General features: G+C 31.4%; 1 pseudogene. It reads left to right on the forward strand.

Going from position 1 to position 446, the window contains the following annotated elements:
• Positions 1-287: pseudogene (locus MW871_RS16300) on the forward strand (MBL fold metallo-hydrolase); the annotation flags it as partial.
• Positions 288-446 lie beyond the last annotated feature (159 nt).

A 446-nucleotide genomic window follows, 5' to 3' on the forward strand; every position in this document is an offset into this window, starting at 1 on the left:
ATAAAATGATGATTCCAAAAGTGCAATTTCAAGACAAAACCATTTGTTTTATGGCCGATTTATTGCCAACTGCGGGACATTTGCCTTTGCCTTACGTTATGGGTTACGATACACGACCTTTATTAACCTTGCCCGAAAAAGAAAAATTTTTAAGAGAAGCTGCTCAAAACGAGTACTATTTATGGTTAGAACACGACGCTCATAACGAAGTCATAACCGTTGAAGAAACCGAAAAAGGCGTTCGATTAAAAGAAGTTTTCAAAACAATTGACATTATTGGAAAGTAAAACTCGAGCTTAAAAATCTAAAAATTATGTTATTTTTGACAACTTCTGTAACAAAATAGTTTCCTTTGGGACTGATATATTGAAATTTCAAAACTTTATTAAAAAATGAAAAAAATAAAATTAACTTATTTATCGTTGGCATTAGCTATAGCCTTGACA

The sequence above is a fragment of the Flavobacterium pygoscelis genome (assembly GCF_023162025.1).
Taxonomy (GTDB): domain Bacteria; phylum Bacteroidota; class Bacteroidia; order Flavobacteriales; family Flavobacteriaceae; genus Flavobacterium; species Flavobacterium pygoscelis.